At 61.1% G+C, this 16,698-nt stretch carries 16 protein-coding genes; 8 read left to right on the top strand and 8 right to left on the bottom strand.

Features of this window, described 5'->3' with window-relative positions:
• Positions 1-482: 482 nt before the first annotated feature.
• The 3 genes from ACIOVD_RS24275 (at position 483) to ACIOVD_RS24285 (ending at position 4,491) form a co-directional block, all read left to right on the top strand.
• A complete protein-coding gene (locus tag ACIOVD_RS24275; RefSeq protein WP_159994302.1) occupies positions 483-1,604 on the top strand; it encodes a beta-ketoacyl-ACP synthase III in 1,122 nt (373 codons plus the stop codon).
• 272 nt (positions 1,605-1,876) lie between these two features.
• Positions 1,877-3,220, top strand: a complete 1,344-nt coding sequence (locus ACIOVD_RS24280) for an OprO/OprP family phosphate-selective porin (RefSeq protein WP_095170900.1) — start codon at positions 1,877-1,879, stop codon at positions 3,218-3,220.
• A 146-nt stretch (positions 3,221-3,366) separates the two neighbouring features.
• The gene (locus ACIOVD_RS24285; protein WP_401130675.1) at positions 3,367-4,491 is read left to right on the top strand and encodes a GNAT family N-acetyltransferase; all 1,125 of its coding nucleotides are present in this window, start codon (positions 3,367-3,369) and stop codon (positions 4,489-4,491) included.
• A 20-nt stretch (positions 4,492-4,511) separates the two neighbouring features.
• Here ACIOVD_RS24285 and aqpZ read toward each other — a convergent pair whose 3' ends face one another.
• The 5 genes from aqpZ to ACIOVD_RS24310 form a co-directional block, all read right to left on the bottom strand.
• The gene (gene aqpZ / locus ACIOVD_RS24290) at positions 4,512-5,210 is read right to left on the bottom strand and encodes an aquaporin Z (RefSeq protein WP_095170905.1); all 699 of its coding nucleotides are present in this window, start codon (positions 5,208-5,210) and stop codon (positions 4,512-4,514) included.
• Between the two features lie 271 nt (positions 5,211-5,481).
• Positions 5,482-7,314, bottom strand: a complete 1,833-nt coding sequence (locus ACIOVD_RS24295) for an ABC transporter ATP-binding protein (protein WP_095170907.1) — start codon at positions 7,312-7,314, stop codon at positions 5,482-5,484.
• Positions 7,315-7,402: 88 nt separating this feature from the next.
• Positions 7,403-7,966, bottom strand: a complete 564-nt coding sequence (locus ACIOVD_RS24300) for a peptidylprolyl isomerase (RefSeq protein ID WP_095170909.1) — start codon at positions 7,964-7,966, stop codon at positions 7,403-7,405.
• 3 nt (positions 7,967-7,969) lie between these two features.
• Positions 7,970-8,773, bottom strand: a complete 804-nt coding sequence (locus ACIOVD_RS24305; RefSeq protein WP_095170911.1) for an alpha/beta fold hydrolase — start codon at positions 8,771-8,773, stop codon at positions 7,970-7,972.
• A gap of 14 nt (positions 8,774-8,787) precedes the next feature.
• The gene (locus ACIOVD_RS24310) at positions 8,788-9,711 is read right to left on the bottom strand and encodes a LysR family transcriptional regulator (RefSeq protein WP_095170913.1); all 924 of its coding nucleotides are present in this window, start codon (positions 9,709-9,711) and stop codon (positions 8,788-8,790) included.
• Positions 9,712-9,760: 49 nt separating this feature from the next.
• Between ACIOVD_RS24310 and ACIOVD_RS24315 the strand changes: the two genes are divergently transcribed.
• The 3 genes from ACIOVD_RS24315 (at position 9,761) to ACIOVD_RS24325 (ending at position 11,971) form a co-directional block, all read left to right on the top strand.
• A complete protein-coding gene (locus ACIOVD_RS24315) occupies positions 9,761-10,075 on the top strand; it encodes a 3-phosphoglycerate kinase (RefSeq protein WP_095170914.1) in 315 nt (104 codons plus the stop codon).
• A gap of 149 nt (positions 10,076-10,224) precedes the next feature.
• Entirely contained in the window at positions 10,225-10,824 is a 600-nt protein-coding gene (locus ACIOVD_RS24320; protein ID WP_095170916.1) for an FMN-dependent NADH-azoreductase, read from the top strand.
• A 280-nt stretch (positions 10,825-11,104) separates the two neighbouring features.
• On the top strand, positions 11,105-11,971 hold the full coding sequence (locus tag ACIOVD_RS24325; protein ID WP_159994308.1) for a carboxylate/amino acid/amine transporter: 867 nt from the start codon (positions 11,105-11,107) through the stop codon (positions 11,969-11,971).
• A 10-nt stretch (positions 11,972-11,981) separates the two neighbouring features.
• On the opposite strand, the gene ACIOVD_RS24330 is transcribed toward ACIOVD_RS24325, so the two are convergent.
• Positions 11,982-13,280 carry a mechanosensitive ion channel family protein gene (locus tag ACIOVD_RS24330; RefSeq protein WP_401130680.1) on the bottom strand — a complete coding sequence of 433 codons (1,299 nt, stop codon included), beginning with the start codon at positions 13,278-13,280 and terminating at the stop codon, positions 11,982-11,984.
• 194 nt (positions 13,281-13,474) lie between these two features.
• Between ACIOVD_RS24330 and ACIOVD_RS24335 the strand changes: the two genes are divergently transcribed.
• Positions 13,475-14,821 carry a DEAD/DEAH box helicase gene (locus ACIOVD_RS24335; RefSeq protein WP_095080400.1) on the top strand — a complete coding sequence of 449 codons (1,347 nt, stop codon included), beginning with the start codon at positions 13,475-13,477 and terminating at the stop codon, positions 14,819-14,821.
• Between the two features lie 193 nt (positions 14,822-15,014).
• Here ACIOVD_RS24335 and ACIOVD_RS24340 read toward each other — a convergent pair whose 3' ends face one another.
• Positions 15,015-15,290: a hypothetical protein gene (locus ACIOVD_RS24340; RefSeq protein WP_095170923.1), complete on the bottom strand. Its 276-nt coding sequence runs from the start codon at positions 15,288-15,290 to the stop codon at positions 15,015-15,017.
• Between the two features lie 71 nt (positions 15,291-15,361).
• Entirely contained in the window at positions 15,362-16,093 is a 732-nt protein-coding gene (locus ACIOVD_RS24345; protein WP_095170925.1) for a thioredoxin family protein, read from the bottom strand.
• 201 nt (positions 16,094-16,294) lie between these two features.
• On the opposite strand from ACIOVD_RS24345, the gene ACIOVD_RS24350 reads away from it, so the two are divergent.
• Entirely contained in the window at positions 16,295-16,687 is a 393-nt protein-coding gene (locus tag ACIOVD_RS24350; RefSeq protein WP_095170926.1) for a transcriptional regulator, read from the top strand.
• The last annotated feature ends 11 nt before the right edge of the window (positions 16,688-16,698 follow it).

Consider the following 16,698-nt stretch of genomic DNA (forward strand, 5'->3'; position numbering starts at 1 on the left):
GGCGGCCCACGGATTCAAGCCGGAGTGAGGGCACACCGAGCCCAAGCGAGGTGCCGAGTGGTGGGGCAAGAGCCTTTTGCTTACTTTTGGGCTCCAAAAGTGAGCCGCTGTAAGAGCGGAACCATAGGTGGCCGTTACCGCAAGAATGGATATGTACTCGGCCTAATCCCACACCCCGGTCGGCCCAGAGGCCGCCACGGGAGCAAGTCCACGTAGATACCTATGCCCATCGCGGGCAAGCCCGCTCCCACCGGCAAAGTGTTGGGTCGATGGCCGTTTGATCCAGCCAATAGGGCCAAACCCCGAGGTTTATGGCAAACTTCGCGCCTATAAACGCCGGTCCCGCGGTTTTGCGTGTCTGCAGGCCAGGACGGATCGGAATAAAGCGACGCCAGGTCGATGCCCACTGACGGGATACGACCCTTTATGTATTGGTACGTCGGTGCCAATGCTTTCTGCCTGAACAGATTAGAGAAACGAGCATGCATAACGTCGTCATCAGCGGCACCGGCCTGTATACCCCGGCCAACAGCATCTCCAACGAAGAGCTGGTGCAGTCTTTCAATACTTACGTCGCCCAGTTCAACGCCGAAAACGCCCAGGCCATCGAGCGTGGCGAAGTCGAGGCGCTGACCGAGTCCAGCGCTGCCTTTATCGAAAAAGCTTCCGGGATCAAGAGCCGCTTTGTCATGGACAAGGAAGGCATTCTCGATCCCGCGCGCATGGCGCCACGCCTGCCTGAGCGCTCCAACGACGAATGGTCGGTGCTCTGCCAGATGGCCATCGGCGCTGCCGAACAAGCCCTGCAACGTGCCGGCAAGACCGCCGCGGACATCGACGGGGTGATCGTCGCCTGTTCCAACCTGCAGCGCGCCTATCCGGCCATCGCGATCGAAGTCCAGGAAGCGCTGGGCATCCAGGGGTTCGGGTTTGATATGAACGTGGCCTGTTCCTCGGCCACCTTCGGCATCCAGGCCGCGGCCAACAGCGTGCAACTGGGCCAGGCCCGGGCCATCCTGATGGTCAACCCGGAAGTCTGCACCGGTCACCTGAACTTCCGTGACCGCGACAGCCACTTCATCTTCGGCGATGCCGCCACGGCGGTGATCATCGAACGTGCGGACCTGGCGACCTCCCCGTACCAGTTCGATGTGGTCAGCACCAAGCTGTTGACCAAGTTCTCCAACAACATCCGCAACAACTTCGGCTTCCTCAACCGCGCAGCAGAAGAGGGCATCGGTGCCCGCGACAAGCTGTTCGTCCAGGAAGGCCGCAAGGTGTTCCGTGACGTTTGCCCGATGGTCGCGGAGCTGGTGGGCAGCCACCTGCAGGAGAACAACCTGAACGTCAGCGACGTCAAGCGTTTCTGGCTGCACCAGGCCAACCTCAGCATGAACCACCTGATCGTCAAGAAGCTGCTGGGCCGTGAAGCCACGGAAGAAGAGGCACCGGTGATCCTCGACACTTACGCCAACACCAGCTCGGCCGGTTCGGTGATTGCTTTTCACAAGCATCAGGATGATCTGCCTGCCGGCTCCCTGGCGGTGCTCAGCTCGTTTGGCGCCGGTTACTCGATCGGCAGCGTGATTCTGCGCAAACGCTGATCCTGCGTTAGCAAAATGCCCCCCACAGCCTGCGGTCGCACCGCAGGCTGTCGCTTTGCCTCCCTCGTAATCCCCCTATCTCACGGCTTTCAGCCCGCTCGACGACGCGTAGCAGATTTATTTCGATTCGAAGTAAAAAAGTTCCGTTGTCATCAAATCTTTATCTAATGGCAACTTGCCTGCAATACGTCCTCGCCAAGATTCCCTCCCAACACAAGCGGGCCTGAACCGCGTGTTTCCAGCTTTAGACCACCAATTAGGGGAACTCTTCGATGATCCGTAAGCACTTCGCCGGTTTTGCTGCCAGCGCACTGGCCATGGCAGTGACCGCCCAGGCTTTCGCTGGCACCGTCACCTCTGACGGCGCCGATATCGTAGTCAAGACCAAGGGCGGCCTCGAGGTCGCAACCACCGATAAAGAATTCAGCTTCAAACTGGGCGGCCGCGTGCAGGCGGACTACAGCCAGTTCGACGGCATCTACACCAAGAATGGTGACACTGCGGATGCGGCCTACCTGCGTCGCGCGTTCCTGGAACTGTCCGGTGTGCTCTACACCGACTGGGCCTACACCGTCAGCTACGACTTCTCCCACAACAGCGGCGACTCCGACAACGGCTACTTCGACGAAGCGTCCCTGGCCTACAACGGCTTCAAGCCGGTGTCGATCAAGGTCGGTCGTTTTGACCCGGACTTCGGCCTGGAAAAAGCCACCAGCTCCAAGTGGGTCACCGCGCCAGAGCGCAACATGGCCTATGACATGGTCGACTGGGCCAACGGTCACCAGAATGGCCTGGGCCTGCAAGCCTCGAGCACCTTTGCCGAGTCGTTCTATGCCTCCGCCGGCGTGTTCAGCAAGGACACCGACGACACCGACGGCAACAGCGTCAAGCAAGTCAACGGACGTTTTGTCTTCGCCCCGATGCACGATGCCGGCAATGTCCTGCACTTCGGTCTGAACCTGGCGTCGCGCGATGTCTCGGATACGGCCTTCGACTCCCGTTATCGCACCCGGATGGGCATGCGTGGCGTGGAAACCCTGGGCGGCAACGATGCGGGCAGCAACGGCAACCGTCCGGTGCTGGGTGGCAGCTCCTCGTCGCCAGCCGGTTCTTTCGACCGCGACGACGCATTGGGTCTGGAAGCGGCCTTCGCCATGGGCCCGGCCTCGATCCAGGGTGAATACGTTACCCGCAAGACCAAGGCCGACGACAGCGCCTATGAAGACATCAAGGGCCACGGCTTCTACGTACAGGGCGCCTACACCCTGACTGGCGAATCGCGCGGCTATAAAGTCGGCAAGTTCGACGCAATCAAGCCGGCCAACAAGTCGATTGGTGCCTGGGAAGTGTTCTATCGCTACGACAGCCTGACCGTCGAAGACGACAACATCACCACTGCCACCCTGACCCGAGACGTCGGCGATGCCGAAGCCAAGGTGCACACCCTGGGTGTCAACTGGTACGCCAACGAAGCAGTGAAGATCTCCGCGGCCTACCTCAACGCCAAGACCGAGAAGGTCACCAACGCCACCGCAGCCAGCGGTACGACCCCGGCACAGCGCACTGGCGATGACAACGGCGACGGTTTCGTGGTCCGCGCGCAATACGTGTTCTAAATCGCAGCACCCGCAGCACGAGCTCTTACTTCATCCGTTAAAGCTCCTTTCGTTTCCCCCGCCTCGGCGGGGTTTTTTTTATTTCGGCAAGCCTCAGGGATGGGCGATACTCGGCAGGTCTTGGGGTTGTGCCTGCGGGGAACAGAATGCCGTTACATGTTTTGGACAGTCTGTCCGCCATTGCGCCGACAGAGTGGGACGCCCTGGTACCCGACACTCAGCCGTTCCTGCGGCATGCTTTTCTCAGCAGCCTGGAAGACAGTGCCAGCCTCGGCCCGCACTCGGGCTGGCAGCCGGAACACCTGCTGCACATCGAAGACGGTCGCTTGCTGGCAGCGTTGCCCAGTTACCGCAAATGGCACTCCTATGGCGAGTACGTGTTCGACCATGCCTGGGCCGATGCCTGTGAGCGTGCGGGAATCGCCTATTACCCCAAGCTGCTGAGCGCCGTGCCGTTCAGTCCGGTCAGTGGCCCGCGCTTGCTCGCGGCCGATGGGCAGGATGGTGTCGAGTTACTCAAGAGCTTGCCGGGGTATCTGGAGATCGAAGATCTCTCCAGCGCCCATATCAATTTCACCGATGCCTTTACCGACGACGCCCTGGCCCAGCAACCGGGCTGGTTGCAGCGCATCGGCTGCCAGTATCACTGGCAGAATCGCGGCTACCGGGACTTCCAGGACTTTCTCGATGTGCTCAGTTCGCGCAAGCGCAAGCAGATGCGCAAGGAGCGTGAGCAGGTGGCGGGGCTGGGCATCGAGTTTGAATGGCTGGAGGGGAGGCAACTGGATCAGGCACAGTGGGATTTTGTCTATGCCTGCTACGCCAATACTTACGCCGTGCGCCGGCAGACACCCTACCTGACCCGGGAGTTTTTCAGCCTGCTGGCCGAGCGTATGCCGCAAGCCATTCGTGTGGTGTTGGCCAAGCAAGGTTCACGGCCGGTGGCCATGGCTTTCAGTCTGGTGGGCGGCGATAGTTTTTATGGTCGTTACTGGGGCTGCCTGGCGGAGTTCGACCGCCTGCACTTCGAGACCTGCTTTTATCAGGGCATGGACTATGCGATTGCCAATGGGTTCCAGCGCTTTGATGCCGGTGCCCAGGGCGAGCACAAGCTGATTCGTGGTTTTGAACCGGTGATCACCCATTCCTGGCATTACTTGCGTCACCCTGGACTCAAGTCGGCGGTGCAGGACTTCCTGGCGCGTGAGCGCGTCGGGGTGCTGGGGTATGCCGAGGAAGCGAGGAGCGCCTTGCCTTATCGACAAGGCTGATCCTCGCGTCAGCGCGCCGCTCAGTTGTCCTCTTTGCCCAGCCAGCGATAGACCACGCCGCCAATCACCGCGCCCAGCAGTGGTGCCAGCCAGAACAGCCACAGTTGCTGGATCGCCCAGCCGCCGACAATCAGCGCCGGTCCGGTGCTGCGTGCCGGGTTGACCGAGGTGTTGGTGACCGGGATCGAGATCAGGTGAATCAGGGTCAGTGCCAGGCCGATGGCGATCGGGGCAAAGCCTGCGGGTGCACGCTTGTCGGTGGCACCGAGGATGATCAGGATGAACATCGCGGTCATCACCAGCTCAGTGACAAAACCTGCGGCCATCGAGTAGCCGCCGGGGGAGTGTTCACCGTAGCCGTTGGAAGCCAGGCCGCTGGCCAGTTCGAAGCCGGGTTTGCCGCTGGCGATGAAGTAGAGCAGGGCGGCAGCGATGATCCCACCGAGCACCTGGGCGATGACGTAGGCCGGCAGTTCCTTGGCCGGGAAACGCCCGCCGACCACCAGCCCGAGGGATACTGCCGGGTTGAGGTGGCAACCGGAGATGTGGCCGATGGCAAAGGCCATGGTCAGCACCGTCAGGCCAAACGCCAGTGACACCCCCAGCAGGCCGATGCCCACCTCGGGAAAACCCGCCGCCAGCACCGCACTGCCGCAACCACCCAAAACCAGCCAGAACGTACCTACCAACTCTGTAGCCGAACGTTTTAACAGAGACATGAGAGTGTGCCCTTTCGAGTTAACGCTGCCTTGTGCCTCCGCAGATGGACTACAGAACCATCTCCAGAACCTTTGCTGAGTGAAGCAGGGTTTTTCTGGAATGCCAGTGTGAGGAAAAACCCCAGAGGCTCTGAGTAAAGGGCTTTGGTGGGTTGTGGGGGCATATCGAGCAGCGTTTGTGGGAGCGAGCCTGCTCGCGATGGCAGTGTGTCAGGCGTCATTGATGTTGGCTGTGCTGGCGCCATCGCGGGCAAGCCAGCTCGCTACGATTTCAATCGATGCCGACAAATCCTCCGGTCTGGTGCTGCCACAGCCGTGCATACAAGCCGCCGTGGGCGAGCAGTTCGGCGTGGGTGCCGCTTTCGGCGATCTGGCCGTTTTCCAGGACTACCAGGCGGTCCATGCGGGCGATGGTGGAGAGGCGGTGGGCGATGGCGATCACCGTTTTGCCCTGCATCAGGGTTTCCAGGCTTTCCTGGATTGCTGCTTCGACTTCCGAGTCGAGGGCCGAGGTCGCTTCGTCCATGATCAGGATCGGCGCATCCTTGAGTAGCACCCGGGCGATGGCGATCCGTTGGCGCTGGCCGCCGGACAGTTTCACCCCGCGTTCCCCAACGTGGGCATCGAAGCCGCTCCGCCCTTCGGCGTCCGACAGCAGCGGGATGAATTCATCGGCGCGGGCCTTGTGCGCCGCCTCCCAGAGTTCGGCATCGCTGGCGTCGGGTTTGCCGTACAGCAAGTTGTCGCGGATCGAGCGGTGCAGCAGCGAGGTGTCCTGGGTGATCATGCCAATCCGCTCGCGCAGGCTTTCCTGGGCGACGTGGGCGATGTTCTGGCCGTCGATCAGGATCTGCCCGGCCTGCACGTCGTACAGGCGCAGCAGCAGGTTGACCAGGGTCGATTTGCCAGCGCCCGATGGGCCGATCAAGCCGATCTTCTCACCGGGCTTGATGACCAGGTTGAGGTCGCTGATGATTCCGCTTTTTTTTCCATAGTGGAACGCCACGTGCTCGAAGCGCACTTCGCCACGAGTCACTTCCAGGCGGGGCGCCGGTTCGCGGTCGGTCACGCTGATCGGCTGGGCGATAGTCTGCAGGCCGTCCTGGACCATGCCGATGTTTTCGAAAATGCCGTTAACCACCCACATTATCCAGCCCGACATGTTGACGATGCGGATCACCAGGCCGGTGGCCAGGGCAATCGCCCCCACCGAGATCAGCGACTGTGTCCACAGCCACAACGCCAGGCCGGTGGTGCCGACGATCAACAAGCCGTTCATGGTGGTGATGACCACGTCCATGCTGGTGACCACACGACCGGCCAACTGGGATTTTTCGGTCTGTTCCGCGATTGCCTCGCGGGCGTACTGCTGTTCGAAGTTGGTGTGGGCGAACAGTTTGAGGGTGGTGATGTTGGTGTAGCCGTCGACGATCCGCCCCATGAGTTTGGAGCGGGCATCGGACGACACCACCGAGCGCTCCTTGACCCGGGGCACGAAGTAGCAAAGGGCGGCGATGTAGGCGGCGATCCAGGTCAGCAGCGGGATCATCAGGCGCCAGTCGGCCTCGGCGAACAGCACCAGAGAGCTGATGGCATAGATCAGCACGTGCCACAACGCATCCACGGCTTGCACCGCGGAGTCGCGCAGCGAGTTGCCGGTTTGCATGATGCGCTGGGCGATGCGCCCGGCGAAGTCGTTCTGGAAGAAATTCAGGCTCTGCTTGAGCACGTAGCTGTGGTTCTGCCAGCGGATCATGCTGGTCATGCCGGGGCTCAGGGTCTGGTGCACCAGCAGGTCGTGCAGGCCGACAAACACTGGCCGCAGAATCAGGGCAACCACGGCCATCCAGGCCAGCTCGGCACCGTGCACCTTGAAGAAGTCGGCATTCGGTGTGCCCTGGGCGAGGTCGATGATCCGGCTCAGGTAGCTGAACAGCGCCACTTCGACCAACGCGGCAAACAGGCCCACCACCAGCAGCGCGACGAAGCTGGGCCAGACCTGGCGCAGGTAGTAGGTATAGAAGGGCAGCACCTGGTCGGGCGGGGCCGCCGTCGGGGCTTCACGGAAGATATCGATGAGTTTTTCGAAGCGGCGATAGAGCATCAGTCAAACGCCCGCGTACGGGCTCTCCTTTTTTTGATGCGAGCGGCGCGATCAACCATCCGCTGCCGCTCAGGACGCCCTGTACAGCTTAGTCGATGCGCTTGGCCGACTTGATCAGCACCGGGTCGATCGGCACGTTCTGCATGCCTTGTTTGGTGGTGGTTTGCGAGTTGACGATGATGTCGACGACGTCCATGCCCTTGACCACTTTGGCGAAGACCGCGTAGCCGGCATCGCGGCCCGGATTGAGGAAATCATTGTCGGCGACGTTGATGAAGAACTGGCTGGTGGCCGAGTCCGGATTGGACGTACGGGCCATCGACAGGGTGCCACGCACGTTGTGCAGGCCGTTGCTGGCTTCGTTCTTGATTGGTGCCTTGGTGTCTTTCTGCGCCATCTGTGGGGTGAAGCCACCGCCCTGGACCATGAAGCCCGGGATCACCCGGTGGAAAATGGTGTTGGTGTAGAAGCCGCTGTCGACGTACTCAAGGAAGTTCTTGGTACTGATCGGCGCCTTGACCGGGTCCAGTTCGATTTCGATCTGACCGTTGGTGGTCTCCAGCAGTACATGGGGAGCCTTGGCTGCTTCGGCGGCCATCAGGTTGGCGGCGAACAGTACGGAGCCGGCCACGAGGGCGATTTTTTTCAGCATGGGTCAGTGATCCTGGGTAGTGGTGTCGACTGTGGTTAAAAACTCAAGCAGGGTTTGGTTGAAGCGGTGTGGCTGATCCAGCGGGGTGGCGTGGCGGGAATCGTCGATCACCACCAGACGCGCATCGGGCAGCAGTTTGACATAGGCCGCCTTGAGCGCCACCGGGGTGTAGTCGCGGTCGGCGCTGATGACCAGGGTTGGACAGGTCACTCGTGACAGTCGTTCCTCAACCCCCCAGCCAACAATGGCGTTGAAGCTGGCGAGATAAGCACGTTTGTCGTTTTTTGCCCAGCGCTCGGCCATCTTTTGCCGCAGCCCAGCCTGTTCTGGCTTGGGGAACAGCTTGGCGCCCAGGGCTTTGCCGATGGTGCCCAGGCTCAGCACGTGCATCAGGCTCCAGCGCTTGAACCATTGCCAGTAATCATCGGCACTGCGCAGCTTGACCTGGGGTGCGCTGTTGACGATAGACAGGCTCTTGAGCAACGCCGGTTGATCTACCGCCAACTGAAAACCGATCATCCCGCCCATGGACAGTCCCACCAGGTGGGCCGGGCCAAGGTTGAGGTGTTCGATCAAGGCCACCAGGTCGGCGCTGAAGCCGGCAATGCTGTAGCGCTCGCGGGGTTTGTCGGAACGGCCATGGCCGCGCACATCGGGGACGATCACCCGATAGTGTGCCGCGAGCTGGGGAATCTGCTGCTCCCAGTCCAGGGTGCTCGAGCCCAGTCCGTGCACCAGCAGCAACGGTGTGCCGTGGCCATACTCCTCGTAGTGCAGGGTGCAACCTTCATGCTCGAAATAGGCCATGGCGCAACTCCTTGTCAGGCTTGTTCTGGGGCGGCGAACGGGGCATCCAGCGGCGCGGTGTCGAAGGTGCGCAGCAGTTCGATGAGGATCTGCGTGGCCGGACCCAAGGGTTTGTCCTTGTTTGAGTAGAGATAGAAACTGGGGTTGCGGCTGCCACCCTGGTCCAACGGTAGCAGCTTGAGCACGCCTTCCTTGAGTTCACGCTCGATCATGTGTCGCGGCAGCCAGGCAAACCCCAGGCCGCTGCTGACGAAGGTGGCTGCGGTGGCCAGGCTGCCGACGGTCCAGCGCTGCTCGGCACCCAGCCAGCCGACGTCGCGTGGCTGCTGCCGGCCGGAGTCGCGGATCACTACTTGCAACTGGCTTTCCAGGTCCTGGAAGTTCAACTCGCGATTGAGTCGGTGCAAGGAGTGCTCGGGGTGGGCCACGGCGACAAATTCGACATCGCTCAGCTCTGCCCCGAGGTAGCCGGGAATGCTGAACCCACAGATGGCCAGGTCGGCCACGCCTTCGAGCAGCACCTCTTCGACCCCGGACAGTACTTCTTCGCGCAAGCGCACGCGGCAACCTCGGCTTTGCGGCATGAACGCGGTGAGCGCGCGGACCAGCCGGGCACTGGGGTAGGCAGCGTCGACCACCAGCCGCACCTCAGCCTCCCAGCCTTGCTCCATGTGGTGGGCCAGGTCTTCCAGCTGGCTGGCCTGCTTGACCAGTTGCCGCGAACGCCGCAACAGCACGCCACCGGCCTCGGTCAGCACCGCTTTGCGCCCGTCGATGCGCAGCAGCGGCACGCCGAGCTGATCCTGCATGCGCGCTACGGTATAGCTGACGGACGATTGCGAGCGGTGCAGCACTTCGGCCGCCTGAGCGAATCCGCCGTGGTCGACCACGGCCTGCAGCGTGCGCCATTGATCAAGGGTCACGCGGGGCGCTTTCATGATGGGCTCCTCTTGTCCTAAGCTGGCGGCTTCCATTGGAGGCTGCCGAATGAAAAAAATCTGTTGTGTGCTGCTGGCGATGTTGCCGTTGAGTGCGTTTGCCTATCCCATCGATGTTGAAAAACACCTCAATGATCTGAAGATTGACTACACCACCTACGCCACCGACTACGACATGGGCTCCATTACCCTGAACAACTACGGCGATAAAGCTGCCGACTGCAAGGTGATCTTCCGCAATGGCCCGGAGTCTCCACGCACCCGCCGAGTCAGTGTCGAGCCGGGGCGCAGCGCCGAGCTGTCGGCCAAGTTCAGCCGCAAGATCATCAAGCTCTACCTCACGGTGACCTGTACCCCGAAATGATGGGCAGCGGGACGTTGTGGTTGAGCATACGTGCTTATAAACGAATTTATTGATGGGTTATAGCAGTTATTTGCGCTTTTTCATCGATATGACTCTGTTTAATCTCCACTCCATCGACTTACAGCATTCACCGATGGAGGCTACATCCCATGTCCCGCGTTCTGATCATCGAAAGCAGTGCCCGCCAGCAAGACTCGGTATCCCGTCAACTGACCCAGACCTTCATCGAGCAGTGGCAGGCCGCACATCCGGCCGACTCGATCAGCGTCCGCGACTTGGCAAGCCAGCCGGTCCCGCACCTGGATGCCAACCTGCTGGGTGGCTGGATGAAGCCTGCCGAGCAGCGCACTGACAGCGAACAGGCTTCGCTGGAGCGCTCCAACCTGCTGACCGACGAACTGTTGGCCGCCGATGTCCTGGTAATGGCCGCGCCGATGTACAACTTCGCGATCCCCAGCACCCTCAAGGCCTGGCTCGACCATGTGCTGCGTGCCGGGGTTACCTTCAAGTACACCGCCACCGGCCCGCAAGGCTTGCTCAGCGGCAAGCGTGCCTATGTGCTGACCGCTCGCGGCGGGATCTACGCTGGCAGCAACAGCGATCACCAGGAACCCTACCTGCGTCAGGTCATGGCCTTCATCGGTATCCACGACGTCACTTTTATTCATGCCGAAGGCATGAACCTGGGTGGCGACTTCCAGGCCAAGGGCCTGGACCAGGCTAACGCCAAGCTGGCCAAAGTGGCTTGATATGTTAATCGCCAGATAATCGCTGGATGGTCTAGTGAACTGGCGTACCCCTTCAAGGTTGCATGCGCATCGAACCTCCCTTTGCACTTGTTGCTCCTGAGTGCTCCCGCCCGATTGCACGCTTTAGCGAGATCGGGCTTTTTTTTGCCTGGAATTTGCCGGCTGGCCAGCGTGTACCAGCTGTGCAAGCCGGTTTGTCCCACAAGGTTTGTGTTGGTTGGGTGTTCGCGATCAGGTCCAAAACCCGTTATCGTCGCCGCCATTGAAAAATGAGGCGAACATGGGCTATCTACTTTTTGTCACGCTGATCCAGGCGTTTTCCTTCAGCTTGATCGGCGAATACCTGGCCGGTCACGTCGACAGCTACTTTGCGGTGCTGGTGCGGGTGGTCCTGGCCGGGCTGGTGTTCATTCCGCTGACCCGCTGGCGCTCGGTGGAACCGGCGTTCATGCGCGGGATGCTGGTGATCGGCGCCTTGCAGTTCGGCGTGACCTACGTCTGCCTGTACCTGAGCTTTCGTGTGCTGACGGTGCCGGAAGTGCTGCTGTTCACTATCCTTACTCCCCTGCACGTGACCTTGATCGAAGATGCGCTGAACCGCCGCTTCAACCCCTGGGCACTGGTGGCAGCGCTGGTGGCGGTGCTGGGTGCCGCGGTGATCCGCTACGACCGCATCAGCCCGGACTTCCTCATGGGCTTCCTGCTGCTGCAACTGGCCAACTTCACCTACGCCGCGGGGCAGGTGATGTACAAGCACCTGGTGGCGCGGCACCCCAGTGACCTGCCGCACTACCGACGATTTGGCTATTTCTACCTGGGCGCCTTGCTGGTGGTGTTGCCAGCGTTCCTGATGTTCGGCAAAAGCAACTTCCTGCCCGAAGCCCCGCTGCAATGGGCCGTGCTGCTGTTTCTCGGGCTGGTGTCGACGGCGCTGGGCCTGTACTGGTGGAACAAGGGCGCCTGCCTGGTCAACGGCGGGACCCTGGCGGTAATGAACAACCTGCACGTGCCGGTGGGCTTGCTGCTCAACCTGCTGATCTGGAACCAGCACGAAGAACTGGGACGGCTGCTGTTGGGCGGGTTGGTGATACTGGCGGCGGTGTGGATCAGCCGGTTGGGCATTCGCCAACCGGCCACCGCCACCTGAGGTTGGGCATTTAGCCGCGCTGTTGTTCCTGCGGCGTGATGTGACTGGCCCCCAGCACCGCCGGCAGGATCCCGGCCCGCAGGTCGTTGCCGCTCGGTTGCTGGTACAGGCTCAGGCCAAACTCCGGCAGCACCGCCAACAGGTAGTCGAAGATGTCGCCTTGGATGCGCTCGTAGTCGGCCCAGGCGGTGGTGCTGGTAAAGCAATAGATTTCCAGCGGCACGCCCTGGGCAGTGGTCTGCATCTGGCGGACCATGCAGGTCATGTTCGGCTGGATCTGCGCATGGCTCTTCAGATAGGCCAGCGCGTAGGCGCGGAAAGTGCCGATGTTGGTCATCCGTCGGCGGTTGGCGGACATCGCCGCGACGTTGCCCTGGGCCTCGTTCCAGGCCTTGAGTTCGGCCTGTTTGCGCGTCATGTAGTCGGTGAGTAGGTGGATACGGGTCAAGCGCTGTTCTTCATCATCGGTAATGAAACGCACGCCGCTGGCATCGATGAACAGGCTGCGCTTGATCCGCCGCCCCCCGGAGGCCTGCATGCCGCGCCAGTTCTTGAATGACTCTGACATCAGGCGCCAGGTCGGGATCGAGACGATGGTCTTGTCGAAGTTCTGCACCTTGACCGTGTGCAGGGTGATGTCCACCACATCGCCATCGGCGCCCACCTGGGGCATTTCGATCCAGTCGCCGACCCGCAGCATGTCGTTGCTGGTCAGTTGCACGCTGGCGACGAACGACAGCAGGGTGTCCTTGTAGACCAACAAGATCACCGCCGACATGGCGCCCAGGCCCGACAGCAGGAGTAATGGCGAGCGGTCGATCAGGGTCGCGACGATGATGATCGCACCGAACACGAACAGCACCATCTTCGCCAGTTGCACATACCCTTTGATCGAGCGGGTCCGGGCGTGCTCGGTGCGCGCGTAGATGTCCAGCAGCGCGTTTAGCAGGGCGCTGATGGCCAGCACCAGGAACAGGATGGTGAACGCCAGGGCCACGTTGTCGAGAAAATTGCGGGTGATCTTGTTCAGTTCGGGGATCAGGTTGAGGCCGAACTGAACCACCAGCGACGGGGTCATCTGGGCCAGGCGGTGGAACACCTTGTTGTTGAGCAAGTCATTGAGCCAATGCATGGCCGGCTGCCGGCCGAGCAACTTGACGGCGTGCAGGATCAGGTAGCGCGCCACTCGTCCGACGACCAGCGCCACCGCCAGCAACATCAGCAATGCCAGGCCGGAGTACACGCGCGGGTGTTGCTCCAGCGCGGTCCAGAGTTCTTGGGTATTGAGCCAGAGCTGTTGGAGATCCATAAGCTAAAACGATTCTTCTGTAGGTCAGGACGGGGTCGATTAGAGCATTTAAGCGGAGTCGGGTTCGGTTTTACGACAAATCAGCTAATAAAATACCCACTGTTTGCGACCGTTTGCATAAAGAAACTCGGCCTGAGCGCTCGAAACCGTTACCCTATGCAGCTGATTTTTTGTATTTCTTCGAGGTAGCACCCGTGTTTTCCCAATTCGCCCTGCACGAACGCCTGCTCAAAGCCGTGGCCGAGCTTAAATTTGTCGAGCCAACGCCTGTGCAGGCAGCGGCTATCCCGCTCGCGCTGCAAGGGCGTGACCTGCGGGTGACGGCGCAAACCGGTAGCGGCAAGACCGCTGCATTTGTCCTGCCGATCCTCAACCGCTTGATCGGCCCGGCGAAAGTCCGTGTCAGCATCAAGACTCTGATCCTGTTGCCGACCCGTGAGCTGGCCCAGCAGACCCTGAAGGAAGTGGAACGCTTTTCGCAGTTCACCTTCATCAAGTCCGGCCTGATCACCGGCGGTGAAGACTTCAAGGTCCAGGCCGCCATGCTGCGCAAGGTGCCGGACATCCTGATCGGTACGCCGGGGCGGATGATCGAGCAACTGAACGCCGGCAACCTCGACTTGAAAGAAGTTGAAGTGCTGGTGCTCGACGAAGCCGACCGTATGCTCGACATGGGTTTCTCCGAAGATGTCCAGCGCCTGGTCGACGAGTGCACCAACCGTCAGCAGACCATGCTGTTCTCCGCCACCACCGGCGGTTCGGGTCTGCGCGAGATGATCGCCAAGGTGCTGAACAACCCTGAGCACCTGCAGCTCAATGCGGTCAGCCAGCTGAATGCGACCACTCGCCAGCAAATCATCACCGCTGACCACAACCAACACAAAGAACAGATCGTCAACTGGCTGCTGGCCAACGAGACCTACCAGAAGGCCATCGTCTTCACCAACACCCGGGCCATGGCCGACCGTATCTACGGCCGCCTGGTGGCGCAGGAGTACAAGGCGTTTGTCTTGCACGGTGAGAAAGACCAGAAGGACCGCAAGCTGGCGATCGACCGTCTGAAGCAGGGTGGGGTGAAGATCCTGGTGGCTACCGACGTAGCCGCTCGCGGCCTGGACGTGGACGGCCTGGACCTGGTGATCAACTTCGACATGCCACGCAGCGGCGACGAATACGTGCACCGTATCGGTCGTACCGGGCGTGCCGGTAACGATGGCCTGGCGATCTCGCTGATCTGCCACGGCGACTGGAACCTGATGTCGAGCATTGAGCGCTACCTCAAGCAGAGCTTCGAGCGCCGCACCATCAAGGAAGTCAAAGGCACCTACGGCGGACCGAAAAAGGTCAAGGCTTCGGGCAAGGCCGTTGGCGTGAAGAAGAAAAAGACTGACGCCAAGGGTGACAAGAAGAAGTCAGCCGCCAAGGCACCAACCAAGCGCAAGATCGCCAACCGGCCGAAGACCGACGCCCTGTCGCTGGTCAGCAAGGACGGCATGGCCCCGCTCAAGCGCCGCAAGCCAGAAGCTCCAGCGGCGGAATAACGCGCTGCGCTGAGACGATAAAAACCCGGACCGGGCGCTCTGGTGTAGGAGCGAGCCTGCTCGCGATGAACTTGAGAGCGCCGCGTGGTGACTGAAACCCCGCGTTATCGTTCACGTCCATCGCGAGCAGGCTCGCTCCCACAGGGGCTGGCCGTATCTCCCTGACTGATCAGCCTCAGAATCTGCCCCGCGATCAACCGTCGGCCTTCTTCTCTGCGCTATCCAGCTCCTTGAGCCGCTGGTCAATCAACTGGCACTTGTCCGGTAGGTCCGCGGCAGCGGTGCCCAGGTCCATTTTCTGCAACTCGTCGTTGATTTCCTTGGCCTTGGTCGGGTTCTGCTCGGTGAGCGTGGCCACGCGTTGGGCCAGTTGCTCACGCTTGGCCGTGGCTTCTTCCGGGGTGCAGGCCCAGGCGGGCAGGGCGCTGCACAGTGTGGCGACAAGGGTCAATTTCAGCAGGCTGTTCATCGGGTGGGCCTCCGGTGCCGTTCTTGGGTACCCGGTTGAGGGCCGGCCTCGGGGAAAAGTTCAGCCGGTTGTCATGAGTGGCAGCAACTGGCGCCAGCCGTCTCCTCGTAGCGGTCGTGATGGCGCACCCATTCCATGATCTGCTCTTCATTACGCCCCTTGGGCGTCAGGTCCAGGTAGTTGTAGGCACCCACCAGCAAGTCCAGGCCGCGGGCGTAGGTGGAGTAGGTATGGAAAATCTCGCCGGTTTCGTTGCGATAAAACACACTGAGGCCGGGGAGTTCTTCTTCGGCGCTGTCGGACTTTTCGTAGTTGTAGGTTGCGGAGCCGGCCGCCAGCTCTTCCGCGCGGGCCGAGACGCCGAAGTCGTAGTTGAAATCGCAACCTTCTGACGACAGCCAGTCGAACTTCCAGCCCATGCGCTGTTTGAAGGCCTGTAACTGCGCCAGCGGCGCGTGGGACACCGCCACCAGGGCCACGTCATGGTGAGACAGGTGCTGGTTGGCGCCGTCGATGTGGTCCGCGAGGAAGGAGCAGCCCGGGCAACCTTCGTCCCAGCCGTCGCCATACATGAAGTGGTAGATGACCAGTTGGCTGCGACCGCCAAACAGGTCGCCCAGGCCCAGTTCCCCCGTTGCGCCCTGGAAGCGATAACCCTTGTCGATTTTCACCCAGGGCAGGGCGCGGCGCTCGGCGCTGAGCTTGTCCCGTTCGCGGGTGAAGGCTTTTTCGTGTGCCAGGTGTTGGCGGCGGGCAGCCAGCCATTGCTCCCGGGACACCACCGGGTGATCGTGAATGTGCATGCTGTGTTCTCCTGCCTGCTGAGGTGAAAGTCGATCCGCGCTGCGCGGTTGCACCGTCCTGCATCATCTAGTCGTCTGGTCGCGCAAGATTCGACATACCGTCGGTCGGGAGCGGCAAAAATCCCGGCTGAACGGCTACCGATCGCACCGGTCACAACCTATGCAGACCCTCTCACTTGCAGTTTTGGAGGTTGAATCAGGATGACGACTTATAACTGGGACTTGATCGAACGGCTGTTGCACGAAGTGCAGAATAGCGCTGGCCACAGCTTTACCCCGCGCCCCTACGCCGAACAGCACGCCGCAGCCAAGGCTGCCGAAGGTGAGTCGACCGGCAATCTGGACGAGTTGAAGGTGACGGCCACCGAGTATGAAAAGCTGCTGCTGGACCGTGGCTTCATCGAATCGCGCCCTGAGGATCAGGGTGGCAATGGTGAAAACTTCATCCTGACACCCCGCGGTTCAAGCTTGCTGAGCCTGCTCGACAGTAGCATCCCGGGCAACGAGCACCCTCGCCAAGTGCTGGATGAACAGGCCGATGGGCTGGATCCGCTGACCTTTGATGAAGTGGCGGGCAAGGCGCAGATCGCCTGACCGGCTAGCGG

This window comes from Pseudomonas sp. NPDC087626, from assembly GCF_044743405.1.
Lineage (GTDB): Bacteria > Pseudomonadota > Gammaproteobacteria > Pseudomonadales > Pseudomonadaceae > Aquipseudomonas.

Coding starts and splice junctions, on each gene's coding strand:
- ACIOVD_RS24275 (WP_159994302.1), top strand. CDS start 483: ATGCATAACGTCGTCATCAGCGGCACCGGCCTGTATACCCCGGCCAAC.
- ACIOVD_RS24280 (WP_095170900.1), top strand. CDS start 1,877: ATGATCCGTAAGCACTTCGCCGGTTTTGCTGCCAGCGCACTGGCCATG.
- ACIOVD_RS24285 (WP_401130675.1), top strand. CDS start 3,367: ATGCCGTTACATGTTTTGGACAGTCTGTCCGCCATTGCGCCGACAGAG.
- aqpZ (WP_095170905.1), bottom strand. CDS start 5,210: ATGTCTCTGTTAAAACGTTCGGCTACAGAGTTGGTAGGTACGTTCTGG.
- ACIOVD_RS24295 (WP_095170907.1), bottom strand. CDS start 7,314: ATGCTCTATCGCCGCTTCGAAAAACTCATCGATATCTTCCGTGAAGCC.
- ACIOVD_RS24300 (WP_095170909.1), bottom strand. CDS start 7,966: ATGCTGAAAAAAATCGCCCTCGTGGCCGGCTCCGTACTGTTCGCCGCC.
- ACIOVD_RS24305 (WP_095170911.1), bottom strand. CDS start 8,773: ATGGCCTATTTCGAGCATGAAGGTTGCACCCTGCACTACGAGGAGTAT.
- ACIOVD_RS24310 (WP_095170913.1), bottom strand. CDS start 9,711: ATGAAAGCGCCCCGCGTGACCCTTGATCAATGGCGCACGCTGCAGGCC.
- ACIOVD_RS24315 (WP_095170914.1), top strand. CDS start 9,761: ATGAAAAAAATCTGTTGTGTGCTGCTGGCGATGTTGCCGTTGAGTGCG.
- ACIOVD_RS24320 (WP_095170916.1), top strand. CDS start 10,225: ATGTCCCGCGTTCTGATCATCGAAAGCAGTGCCCGCCAGCAAGACTCG.
- ACIOVD_RS24325 (WP_159994308.1), top strand. CDS start 11,105: ATGGGCTATCTACTTTTTGTCACGCTGATCCAGGCGTTTTCCTTCAGC.
- ACIOVD_RS24330 (WP_401130680.1), bottom strand. CDS start 13,280: ATGGATCTCCAACAGCTCTGGCTCAATACCCAAGAACTCTGGACCGCG.
- ACIOVD_RS24340 (WP_095170923.1), bottom strand. CDS start 15,290: ATGAACAGCCTGCTGAAATTGACCCTTGTCGCCACACTGTGCAGCGCC.
- ACIOVD_RS24345 (WP_095170925.1), bottom strand. CDS start 16,093: ATGCACATTCACGATCACCCGGTGGTGTCCCGGGAGCAATGGCTGGCT.
- ACIOVD_RS24350 (WP_095170926.1), top strand. CDS start 16,295: ATGACGACTTATAACTGGGACTTGATCGAACGGCTGTTGCACGAAGTG.